General features: G+C 68.1%; 10 protein-coding genes. All 10 read left to right on the forward strand.

The window, feature by feature from the left end:
* Nucleotides 1-10: 10 nt before the first annotated feature.
* On the forward strand, nt 11-1,363 hold the full coding sequence (locus tag VZC37_RS00450) for a hypothetical protein (RefSeq protein WP_330430451.1): 1,353 nt from the start codon (nt 11-13) through the stop codon (nt 1,361-1,363).
* 117 nt (nt 1,364-1,480) lie between these two features.
* Entirely contained in the window at nt 1,481-2,515 is a 1,035-nt protein-coding gene (locus tag VZC37_RS00455) for an alpha/beta hydrolase (protein ID WP_330430452.1), read from the forward strand.
* A gap of 111 nt (nt 2,516-2,626) precedes the next feature.
* Nucleotides 2,627-4,093, forward strand: a complete 1,467-nt coding sequence (locus tag VZC37_RS00460; protein WP_330430453.1) for a condensation domain-containing protein — start codon at nt 2,627-2,629, stop codon at nt 4,091-4,093.
* Between the two features lie 5 nt (nt 4,094-4,098).
* Nucleotides 4,099-5,526 carry a condensation domain-containing protein gene (locus tag VZC37_RS00465; protein ID WP_330430454.1) on the forward strand — a complete coding sequence of 476 codons (1,428 nt, stop codon included), beginning with the start codon at nt 4,099-4,101 and terminating at the stop codon, nt 5,524-5,526.
* A complete protein-coding gene (locus VZC37_RS00470) occupies nt 5,523-6,872 on the forward strand; it encodes a condensation domain-containing protein (RefSeq protein ID WP_330430455.1) in 1,350 nt (449 codons plus the stop codon). Before VZC37_RS00465 ends, VZC37_RS00470 begins: the two co-directional genes overlap by 4 nt.
* An 84-nt stretch (nt 6,873-6,956) precedes the next feature.
* On the forward strand, nt 6,957-7,853 hold the full coding sequence (locus tag VZC37_RS00475; RefSeq protein ID WP_330430456.1) for a sulfurtransferase: 897 nt from the start codon (nt 6,957-6,959) through the stop codon (nt 7,851-7,853).
* A complete protein-coding gene (locus tag VZC37_RS00480) occupies nt 7,850-8,302 on the forward strand; it encodes a SufE family protein (protein WP_330430457.1) in 453 nt (150 codons plus the stop codon). Before VZC37_RS00475 ends, VZC37_RS00480 begins: the two co-directional genes overlap by 4 nt.
* Entirely contained in the window at nt 8,299-9,822 is a 1,524-nt protein-coding gene (locus tag VZC37_RS00485) for a condensation domain-containing protein (protein ID WP_330430458.1), read from the forward strand. The genes VZC37_RS00480 and VZC37_RS00485 overlap by 4 nt, the downstream gene beginning before the upstream one ends.
* Nucleotides 9,823-10,014: 192 nt before the next feature.
* The gene (locus VZC37_RS00490) at nt 10,015-11,820 is read left to right on the forward strand and encodes an acetyl/propionyl/methylcrotonyl-CoA carboxylase subunit alpha (RefSeq protein WP_330430459.1); all 1,806 of its coding nucleotides are present in this window, start codon (nt 10,015-10,017) and stop codon (nt 11,818-11,820) included.
* Nucleotides 11,821-11,848: 28 nt separating this feature from the next.
* Nucleotides 11,849-12,196 (forward strand): GNAT family N-acetyltransferase, encoded by a 348-nt coding sequence (locus VZC37_RS00495; protein WP_330430460.1) that lies wholly within the window; start codon nt 11,849-11,851, stop codon nt 12,194-12,196.
* The last annotated feature ends 3 nt before the right edge of the window (nt 12,197-12,199 follow it).

Here is a 12,199-nt window from a genome sequence, read left to right on the forward strand (position 1 = left end):
CCCTGTCGGAGTGACCACTCACGTCGAGCGCACCACACATGACGACGATCTCTTCATCCGGATGGACCGTGCTTTCGGGGTCCCGGTGCTCAGTCAGGCGATCTGGCGCCTGACCGAGCCGTTGAGTGCCGACGAACTCGAACAGATCGGTCGCCGTCTGCTCACGAGCCCGATCAGTCGGCGACTGCACCGCAGTCGAATCCCGTTCGCCAGGGACTTCTGGACCGCTGCGCCCACCGCCGCCGGGCGCATGCACCTCGATGATGAACTGGACGACGACTCGATCGTGGACTGGATCGAACGGGCCGCCGAGGTCCGATTCGACCTGGCCGAGGGTCCTGTCTGGGAGTTGCGCGCGGCCCCGTTGGCCTCGGGCGGCGGGATGGTGACGCTCTGTTCGTCGCACGCGGTCGGCGATGGCTGGCTGGGCGGACGCGCGGTGATGCAGGCCATCACCGGCGACGACCACCCGCGCTACGAGCCGAAGCCGGCGGCCCTCCTCGACGACGTCCGCGACGCCATCGGCCAGGCGTCCTCCATCGGCATCAATCTCGCCGCCCTGGCCCGTGACACCTGGGCCGCCCGCGGAGCCGCCGATAAGGAGGCGACTGAGCCCGTCACGTCACGATCCATCCCGGCACCGCCCGTGCCCGATGAGGCTGAACTCGCTGCCGAGAGACCGATCCGCACCCCCCTGGCGGTCGTCGCGATCCCGGGCGACGACTGGCGAGCGACGGTCAGCACCCATGACGGCTCCAACAACGCGCTGTTCACCGCGATCGTGGTGGGGCTCATCGTCGCGGCCGGCCGGGCGAGCTGGGAGGACACCGTCCGGGTCTCGGTTCCGATGTCGCTCCGCGAGACCGAGGACACCCGAGCCAACTCGACGACCGGGGTGACCCTCGACCTGCCGGCCGAGTGGAGCCGCGACCGAGACCTCACCGCCATCCGGCGGCAGGCGAAACAGACCTATCTCGACGCTGCCGCGCAGTCGAGCCGCCTCTCGCGACTGCAGCCGCTGATGCAGGCGTTGCCCGACGTTGCCGTCGGGAAGATGAGTCGCAACGCCGCTACTCCCCTGGCCCTCGCATCGAACGGCGGCGTCGTCGATCCCCTGTTCGCCGGCCTCGGTGACCCGTCACGGGTAGCTGCGTTCACCTCGCGGGCCACCACGCAGGGAGTCAGCCGGGAGCGCTTGTCTCGGTTACGCGGTGGACTCGCGGCGTGGTTTCACGACACGGGCGAAACGGTCACGATCGCTGTGTCCGGACTGGACCCGGTAGCGTTCCCGTCCTCGACCGAGCTTCGGGAGTGTGTTGAGAAAGAATGTGCCCGTTGGGGTTTGCCCACATCGGCGTGGTGACATTCCTCACTGAACCGGCACTGTCGCCCGACTCTGTTACTTTCTGTTGCAAACTAATAACAACGATGGATCGTCCGAGTTTCGCAAATCGGGCGCACGAGGCGCAGAGGGGTTTTGATGGCGAATTCACTTGCGCGCACAGCGCGTAGGGAAACGGGTGGTTCCCGCTCGTTCGTCGCGGTGATCACCTGCCTGGCAGTCGCCGCGTCCGCCGCCATCAGCCTCATCGGTGTCTCCGCCTCGGCGTCCGCCGCCCCGAGCGAATCGCGCATCGAGCGGATCGTGCGCGAGGGACCCACGCGACTCGCGGCCTACGTGCACTCGGGTTCGATGGACAAGACCATCAAGGTCCAACTACTCGTCCCCAGAGACTCCGACGGCCCCCGGCCGTTCCTGTACATGCTCGGCGGACTCGGCGAAGAGTCCGAAGAGAACAGCATCTGGCTGATCAAGACCGACGCCGAGAAGTTCTTCGCCGACAAGAACGTGACCGTCGCAATGCCGATCGCCGGCAACGGCAGTTTCTACACCGACTGGCAGCGCGATGATCCCGAACTCGGCCGGTACAAGTGGGAGACGTTCCTGACCAAGGAGCTCCCACCCCTGCTCGAGGCCCGCTTCGACGGCAACGGCAGCCGGGGAATCTCCGGGCTGTCGATGGGCGCCGGATCGAGTCTGACCCTCGCCGCGCGCAACCAGGGCTTCTACGACTCGGTCGCCGCGTTCAGCGGTTGCTACACCACCACCGGCCCCGCCGGTCAGGCGTACCCCCGGGGGATCGTCTCCGCGTTCGGTGGCAACCCCGACAACATGTGGGGCCCGCCCAACGACCCGGCCTGGGCGGCCCACGACGTCCTGCAGCGATCGGGCGGATTGCGCGGTAGCGCCGTCTATGTCTCCACGGGCACCGGCCGGTCGGGCGAATACGACGCACCCGGCTACCCGGGCAATTCGAACCCCACCGACCGACAGATCGTGGGTGGCGCGATCGAAGTCGGATCGCTATGGTGCACAAGAAATCTCCAAGCGCAACTCGATGCCCAGGGAATCCCCGCGACGTTCCGCTACGAGGACCCGGGCACGCACTCGTGGCCCTATTGGGTTGACCAGCTCCATCGCAGCTGGCCCTTCATCGACGCAGCACTGAACTGACCGATCCTGTTGTCCATGTCCCCGACACCCGACCAGAAGACCAGCTGACTGCCCGCACACGGCTTGTGACGATGCCGACCCGACCGTGACAACGCTCCGGAAGGAGTTCTCATGGAGTACACCGAGCTTGCCGATTACCCATTGCCCGCAGGGTCACTGACCGCCTGGGTTCCCGAGGCGGATCCCGCGGCATGGACCGACGACCCCCGCCGCCTGTCCTACATGCACGTCGAGCACGCCACCCGCGCCGCCGCCGAAGGCGACGCCTGGTACAGCCAATGGATCGGTACCGCATTCCTCATCGAGTCGCCCCTCGATCACGACGCCCTCGCAGGCACGATGAAGCGCTGGTACGCACGCCACGAGGCGTTCCGTAGCTCGGTGATCGCCGACGACGACCACCGACTGCGCCGGACCACCGTTCCCGCCGACGCCATCTCGGTGACATCCCGGCCGATGGGCGAGAATCTGGCCAGCACCGAGGTCTTCGAACAGATCAACGAGTACTTCAACACGACCGTGAGCCCACTCGCGTGGCCCCACTGCATCGCGATCACCGTCGACCTCGAGGACCGCGCGGATGCCTTCCTCCTGGTGTTCGCCGCCGACCACACGGTGATGGACGCCTACACGCAGGTGTTCGCGATCAAGGAACTGACCGCCATCTACGAAGCCGCGCTTCGGGGCGAGCAGGACAACCTGCCCGAGTTCGGGAGCTACGTCGACTTCTCCGACGCCGAACGCGAACTCGGCGATCAGATCCGCCACACGGACGCCGCGGTCGCGCTGTGGAGTCAGTTCTTCGCCGCTGCCGACCCCGAGTCCCCGCAGCCGGCGCCGATGCCGACGTTCCCGGAGCAGATCGCATCGACGGGCTCGGCGGCACCCGCGATCGTCGCCGAACGGACACCCGATCACGGCTTCCAGGCGACCCTGTCGTCCTGGCTGCTCGATGCCGCGGAGACCAAGGCCTTTCACGCGTTGTGCAAGGATGCCGGCGCGAACATGCAGGCCGGGATCTACACCGCGCTGTCGATGACGGCGTCCCGACTGTCCGGCAACGCTGATCTCCGCTTCCTCAATCCCATCCACACCCGCAGCGAGGTGAAGTGGGGCGAGGCCGCCGGCTGGTTCGTCGGCCTGATCCCGGTGCACTTGCGGCCCCAGGGCGCGACCACGTTCCGGGAGGCGATCGGGCCGATCGCCTCGAGTGCCGCCGACTACCGCAAGGTGGGTGCCGCCCCGTTCACGCCGGTCGCCGATCTGATCGGCGGGGACACCACACCGCCGGGATTCGTCGTGTCCTACATCGACCTGCGTCACGCCGAGGGCGCCGACGACTGGGATCGACGGCAGGCCAGGGTGCTGCGCAGCGCGACCCGCGCCGCCGACGAGGTCTACTTCTGGATCAACCGGGTGCCTGGCGGTACCAACATCTCGGCCCGGTTCCCCACCGGCGCCGAAGCGGAGGGTGTGCACCGCTTCATCTCCACGTTCCAGCAGATCCTGAAGACCGTCATCGCCGACGGTGACCTCGCCTACGCCCACGTCACCGCCGACGCGTCGAGCCCGTCATAGGCCAGATGAGCCGCGTCCCGATCCTGCGCGCGCCGCTCGTCGGTGGTAGCACCGTCGAGTGGCGTCTCGCCGATCCCGACCGTGCGGAGGCCGAGGCGGTGCGCACGACCGAGGGCCTCAGTTTCCTGCAGCAGGACCATGTCCGCGCCTGCCTGGAGAAGCGCGAGCGTGGTGCCCCGCACACCGGGACGGCGACGAGTGTCACCGTGTTCGACGGACCGCTCGACCGCGACGCCATGGCGACCGCCCTGACACTGTTCACGCGGCGTCATGAAGAGCTGCGCGCGATGTACCCGACGGACGAGCACGGCCCCTTCCGGGCGGTTACGCCGGCCGAGGCGACGCGCTACGTCACCGTCGAGACCGATGACACCCTGACCGCGGATGAGGTGATCGGGTACATCGTCGACCGGGTGGGGTCCAAAGCGGTGTTCGACCGTATGCCCGGGATCGTGTTCGGCGCGGTGGACGAGGGTGACCGGTTCACCTTCTACGCGGGATGCGACCACTCCCACACGGACGGGTTCTCACAGTTCATGGGGGCCGCCGAGATCGCTCGGCTCTACCGTGCACTTCGCGACGGACGCGAGACCGAAGAGCAGCCGACCGGACTGTTCTCCGACTACATCCGCGCCGAGTCCGAACTGGCCCGGACAGTTGATCCCGCCGATCCGCGGATCGCGACCTGGCGCGAGATCCTGTCCGAACACGATCGACGAGTGCCTCCCCTGCCGTTCGACCTCGGACTCGCGGACGGCGAACTCGCACCCGCGAAACCGATACGGCGGATTCTGATCGATGCCGAGGCCCTCACCGCAATCGACGCGCGCAGAGCGGGCGGCGGCACCTCCATGGCCGGTGTCCTCTACGCCGCTCTTGCGGCGGCACAGCATGAACTGCTGGGCGTCGACCGTTTCTTCACCGCGACCGTCCTGTCCACCCGCACCGCGGAAACCGCGAACATGCAGGGGTGGCTGTGCAACTTCGCACCGGTCGCGTTTCCCATTCCCCCGGAGGCGACGTTCGGCGAATTGGCCGTCTCCGCCACCTCTGCCGTCGCGCGGGCCCGCGACCTGTCCGGGCTGCCGGTCCACGTCGTGCTGGCCCTGCTCGCCGGGGAGGGCGCCTACATCCCGGAGCCCGGCTCTCCACAGATGGTGTCCTACATCGATTTCCGCCGCATCCCCGGTAGCGACGATCCCGTACTGCAGCAGTTGACCGGGTTCCAGGCGATCGGCGAGACCAAGAACGCCAACACCTGGTTCACCCGCTATCCGGATCACCTCACGGTGACCGGCCATATCCCGGACAACCCCACGGCGCGAAAGTCATTCGACCTCTACCTCGATTCGGTCGAGCGGTGGATCTCCTCCTACGCCGAAGGGGACGAACGAAAGGTGCGAACGAGCCCGTCGGTGCAGGTGGGCACGTGAAACTGTGCGACGTCGGGTCCGTCGAGATCGAGCCGGGTGAGCTCACCCGATGGCAACTCTGCGCGACAGCTCCCGCCGTGGCGGTGCCGACACCGCCATCGGAGAACGAGCAGTTCCACCTCGATGCGATGCGCCGCAACGGCAGTGCCGGCTGGCTTGCGCTGACGGTCGAGCTGCCCGGCTCGGTCGGGATCGAGCGGCTGACGGCAAGCCTGCGGTCCCTGCTCAACCGGCACGAGGTGCTGCGGTGCCACTTCGTCTCCGACGGTGACGGGTACCGACGGTGGCGACTGGACGCGGACTCCGTCGGCGTCGAGCCGATACCTGGGACCGCCCGCGACGGTGAAGCCGTATCAGCCCACACGCTCACCGCCACCTGCCTGACACAGATCGCCACCGCGTGTACACCGTTCGCCCCGCTCGGCCACTATCTCGCCGCCGTCCGTCGCCCGACGTCGACGACCGTCGTACTGGCCTTCGACCACTGCTTCGTCGACGCGTACTCACTGGCCGTCATCGCATCGGATCTCGTCGACGATCTCGACGGCGCTTCCGTTGACCGGCCCGGCAGCTTTCTCGACATCCGCGCCTGCGAGGAAGCGGCGCCGGACGTACCGGCCGACGACCCGCGCCTACGCAAGTGGGGCGACTTCCTCGCCACCAATGGGTGGACGGTCCCCGAATTCCCACTGGACCTCGGACTCGGCACGGGCGAAACCGCCGAGGTACACACCGAGATCCGCACGCTCCTGGACGCCGACGACGCGGCACGTTTCGACGAACGCGTCCGGACGGCGGGCGCCCGCACCTACCCCGCCCTGCTGACCGCGGTTGCCGACGCGGTGCACCGATCGGGTGGGCCGACCGAACTGCCGACCATCCTGCCGGTGCACACGCGCCACACGGCGGCCGATCGTCGGGTGGTCGGATGGCTGGTGGGCAATGCGCCGATCCGGTTGAGCACCAACGTCGATCACGACACGGCGGTCCGCACCAACACCGCTCGACTCGGTGAGTCCCTCCCCCTCGCCCACATGGGCCTCACCCCGGTCTACTCGGCGTTTGCCGATCTGCTGCGCGCCGCGCGCCAGGACGTCTTCATGATGTCCTACGTCGACTATCGCCGACTGGGGCTTCCGTCCACGGTCCCGGTCCGCCAGATCTCCAGCACCCGCCGGACCGATGCAGCGCAGTTCTGGTTCTGGCGTGACGCCGACGGCATCCATCTGCGTGCGAGGTACCCGCACACCGTCCGAGCGCGGCACACCATGACCGACGTACTCGGCCTCGTGGCTGATGGTCTGCACGCCGGAGCCTGCGCCCCGTCGCAACTCGACTGTGGGTAGGCTCGTGTGCGGCAGACCGCACGTCGGCGGGTCCGCAGCACAGCCCGTTCGCGGACCGACGACAACTCACGAAGGGGACCTCAGTTGAGCGTGGAGACCGATCCGAATCCGGCGTTCGCCGACTACGCGCACCCGGAGCGTCTCGTCAGCACCCAGTGGCTGTCAGCGCATCTCGGCGCCAAGGGGCTCAAGATCGTCGAGTCCGACGAAGACGTCCTGCTGTTCGACATCGGCCACATCCCCACCGCCCAGAAGATCGACTGGCATCTACATCTCAACGACCCGGTGACCCGCGATTACATCGATGGCGAGCAGTTCGCCGAGTTGATGCGCAGCAAGGGCATCGAGCGCGACGACACCATCGTCATCTACGGCGACAAGAGCAACTGGTGGGCCGCCTACGCCCTGTGGGTCTTCACCCTGTTCGGCCATGAGGACGTGCGTCTGCTCGACGGCGGCCGCGACGCGTGGATGTCGGAGGACCGCGACACCTCCTTCGACGTCCCCGAGTACCCGCGCTCGGACTATCCGGTCGTCGAACGCGACGACTCGCGTATCCGCGCGTTCGCCCCGGAGGTCCTCGAGGCCCTCGGCCGCGAACCGCTCGTCGATGTGCGTTCCCCGCAGGAGTACACGGGTGAGCGGACCCACATGCCGGACTACCCGGAGGAAGGTGCGCTGCGCGGCGGGCACATCCCGACCGCGGTGTCGATCCCGTGGGCGAAGGCCGCCGCACCGGACAGCAGATTCCGACGTAAGGCAGAGCTCGAGGAGATCTACGCCGATCTCGACGCCGCCACCCCGACGATCGCGTACTGCCGCATCGGGGAACGCTCGAGCCACACCTGGTTCGTGCTGACCCACCTCCTGGGTTTCGAGAACGTCCGCAACTACGACGGATCGTGGACCGAGTGGGGCAACGCGGTCCGGGTGCCGATCGCCATCGGTCCCGAGCCCGGTGCCGCACCGGCATCGACATGACGCTGCCCGCCCCCCTCGCGGAGATCGTCGACGACTTCGGCGCGGTCGGTGACTCGGATCGGGTGACCCTGCTGCTGGAGTTCTCGCGGGAGCTGCCGGAACTGCCGGAGCATCTGCACGAGGAGTCGATGGAGCCCGTCCCGGAGTGCCAGTCCCCGGTGTTCCTGTCCGTCGACGCCGCCGACAGCGACAGCGTCCGGCTGTACCTCACGGCCCCGCCGGAGGCGCCGACCACGCGCGGGTTCGCCTCGATCCTGCATCAGGGACTCGACGGCGCGTCGGCCGAGGAGATCCTCGCCGTGCCGGCCGATTTCTATCATGCGTTGGGCCTGGACTCCGCGGTCAGTCCGCTACGTCTGCGCGGGATGGCCGGGATGCTCGCCCGGATCAAGAGCCAGGTGCGCACCCAGACCGGGAACGGACCCGGTACCCCAGCACGTTCGACATGAAGTTCGTCCAGATCCGCGACGAACCCGTCGAACCCGGTGGACTCGTCGAGTGGACACCGTATGTCTCGGGTGGGCTCGGCGCGTGGAGCCGCGACTCCCGCCTGACATCGCACAACCACGAACAGCATCTGCGTTCGGCATTCGAGTACCGACTTCGTACCCGCCGCGAAGGCGGACGGGAATCCTGGCTCGGTCTGGCCATCGAGTTCGACGAACCGCTGTCGATCCCGGCGATCCGTACCGCCCTCATGCAGTGGATCGATCGGCACGAGGTGCTGCGCAGCCATGTCATCATCCGCGGTGACGGTCTCGCGCGCCTCAGCACAGACCCGGGAACGGTGAAGCTGAAGATGGGCCGGATCGGTTGGTACACCGAATCGGGGCCGCTGGTCGAGCAGATCGCCGGCTCCTTCGACCGGGCGACGGCGCCACTGCACTGGCCTGCATACATGTTCGCCACCGTCGGCCGCGAGTCGTCCTTCACGTTGCTGTTCGCGGCCGATCATTCGCTGGTCGACGGCTACTCGCTGATCATGGCCCAGCACGAACTGGTCACCTTGTATCGGGCCGCGCGCCGCCAGGAGCCGCCGGAGCTGCCCGAGGTCGGCAGCTACGTCGACTTCAGCGCCCAGGAACGCCGGCTCGCCGACCAGACCGGTGCCGATCACCCCGCCGTGCGGACGTGGACAGACTTCTTGCGGTCCGGACGCGGCGGGATGCCGGCGTTCGCCGTCGACGCCGCCGTTCGCCAGATCGACCGCGCGGATCTCGACGCCCCGGCACCCGACCCGAGCGACGAGTCCGCGGTGGCCCAGGAGTCGCTCTACGGCCTGCTGCTCGACGACGCCGCCGCCAACCGGTTCACCGCGGTGTGCTCGCAGGCGGGTGGAACCCTCACCGCCGGGGTGCTGGCCGCATTCGCGCTGATCTACCACCACCGCACCGGTGATCCCGAGTTCCGGTGTGTGCTGCCACGGCATACCCGCGACGATCAGCGGTGGCTGACCGCACTCGGTTGGTTCGTCGCGGTCGCCCCGTTCACGCTCGACGTGTCCGACACACCGACCTTCGACCAGGCGGTCGTGCGGGCGACCGCCGAACTCAAGCGGGCGCGCCAGGGTGCGAGCCTGCCGTTCTTACGCGTTGCGGAACTGCTCGGGCACCGGGGCGAACCGCTGTTCGTGATCTCTTTCATCGACACCCGGTACGCGCCGGGAGCGGCCGAAGCGGACGCCGGCCGGGCGAAGGTACTGCGCAGCCACAGTTACGCCCCGCATGAGGTCTACATCTGGATCAATCGGACGCCCGGCGGGATGCGCGTGTCCGCCCGCTTCCCACCGGAATCGACGTCCGCGCAAGGGCCCGAGACGGCGGGCGACGATGTGAACCATCCCACTCCGGCGAGCGCTGAGGACCGGTCGACGGGCAGCGATCACGGGCCCGTACGCACCTACCTGCAGGATTTTGCGAAGCTTGTCCGAGAACTCGGCGACACCAGCGTTTTTCATACTCACGAGTAACCGGGCAGGGGTCGACCGAACGATTGATCGGTGGGCTAGGGTATTGCCCTGAACGCGTGATGCTTAGACTCGAGTGTCGTGCCTCACTCGTTCGGCCACACACCGGGCCGGGCGAGCGGGAAACCAGTCGCGTGATGTAAGTCATGACCGCCAGTGGCGCTCCGCGGAGCACCACGACGCCCAGGAGAACAAGTGCCAAGTCCCTCTGCGAACAGTATTTCCAAGGTCCTCATCGCCAACCGCGGCGAGATCGCGGTGCGGGTCATCCGGGCCGCTCGAGATGCCGGTCTGGCCAGCGTCGCCGTCTACGCCGAGCCCGACGCCGACGCGCTGTTCGTCAAGCTGGCCGACGAGGCGTTCGCCCTGGGTGGCCAGACTTCGGCCGAGTCCTACCTGGTCTTCGACAAGATCCTCGACGCCGCCGCCAAGTCCGGCGCCGACGCGATCCATCCCGGCTACGGCTTCCTCTCCGAGAACGCCGACTTCGCGCAGGCAGTGCTGGACGCCGGGCTGATCTGGATCGGGCCGTCGCCGCAGTCCATCCGCGACCTGGGCGACAAGGTCACCGCCCGCCACATCGCACTCAAGGCCGACGCGCCGATGGCGCCGGGCACCAAGGACCCGGTCAAGGACGCCGACGAGGTCGTCGCCTTCGCCGAGGAGCACGGCGTGCCGGTCGCCATCAAGGCCGCGTTCGGCGGTGGTGGACGCGGCATGAAGGTGGCCTACACCATCGACGAGATCCCGCACCTGTTCGAGTCGGCCACCCGCGAGGCCGTCGCCGCCTTCGGCCGCGGCGAGTGCTTCGTGGAGCGCTACCTCGACAAGGCCCGCCACGTCGAGGCCCAGGTGATCGCCGACCAGCACGGCAACGTGATCGTCGCCGGCACCCGCGACTGCTCGCTGCAGCGTCGCTTCCAGAAGCTGGTCGAGGAGGCCCCCGCGCCGTTCCTCACCGACGAGCAGCGCACCAAGATCCACGAGTCCGCCAAGGCCATCTGCCGGGAGGCCGGCTACTACGGCGCCGGCACCGTCGAGTTCCTCGTCGGCAGCGACGGCCTGGTGTCCTTCCTGGAGGTCAACACCCGCCTGCAGGTGGAGCACCCGGTCACCGAGGAGACCTCCGGTATCGACCTGGTCCGCCAGCAGTTCCGCATCGCCAACGGCGAGAAGCTGGAGATCTCTGAGGACCCGACCCCGCGCGGGCACTCGTTCGAGTTCCGTATCAACGGCGAGGACGCCGGCCGCAACTTCCTGCCCGCCCCCGGGCCCGTCACCGTGTACAAGGAGCCGACCGGCCCCGGTGTGCGCGTGGACTCCGGCGTCGTAGCCGGTGACGTGATCGGCGGACAGTTCGACTCGATGCTGGCCAAGCTGATCGTCACCGGCGAGACCCGCGAGCAGGCTCTCGAGCGCTCCGCACGTGCACTCGCCGAGTTCCACGTCGAGGGCCTGGCCACGGTCATCCCGTTCCACCGCCACATCGTCGAGAACCCGGCCTTCCACGGCCACACCGACGAGAACGGCGTCGAGACCTTCGATGTCTACACCAAGTGGATCGAGACCGATTGGGAGAACCCGATCGAGCCGTACACCGGCGGTGAGCCGATCGAGGACGACGAGTCGCTGCCGCGGCAGAACGTGGTCGTCGAGGTCGGCGGCCGGCGCGTCGAGGTCTCGCTGCCCGGCGACCTCGCGCTCGGCGGAGGCGGCGGCGCGAACGGTGTCGTCCGCAAGAAGCCGAAGGCCCGGTCGCGCAAGAAGGGCGGCAGCGCCGCCGTGTCCGGCGATGCCGTCGCCGCACCGATGCAGGGCACCGTCGTCAAGGTCGCCGTCGAGGAGGGCCAGCAGGTCTCCGCGGGCGAACTGGTCGTCGTGCTCGAGGCCATGAAGATGGAGAACCCGGTCACTGCCCACAAGGACGGCGTGGTCACCGGGCTGACCGTCGAGGCCGGAGCCCCGGTCACCCAGGGCACCGTGCTGCTCGAACTCAAGTAGGGACCACACGGGAACGAATACTCCGACCGTGGAGCCTGTCGAGATCAACGCCGGGACGTGGTATCTGCGTTCGCTTCGTGCGGACGACCGGATCACCGACGTCCCGGCGTTGTCCGATCTCGGGGTCGACGACCCCGCCCGCTACGTCACGGCCGCCGACACCGGCTGGGCCGACGAGAGCCGATTCGTCTGGGCCATCTGCATCCCCACGACCGGCGAACTGGTCGCGGTCGTCGAGCTGATCCCCGAGGGTGACGTGGCGCGACTGCGGGGCCGCGCGCGGGACGGCTACGCGGAGGCGTTCGACGCCGCCGTCGGGCCGGTGACGCGGTTCGCCACCGGCATGCTCGGGGTGACGGTTATCCCCGCTCCCTGAGGC

The sequence above is a fragment of the Gordonia sesuvii genome, assembly GCF_036350415.1.
Taxonomy (GTDB): Bacteria; Actinomycetota; Actinomycetes; order Mycobacteriales; family Mycobacteriaceae; genus Gordonia; species Gordonia sesuvii.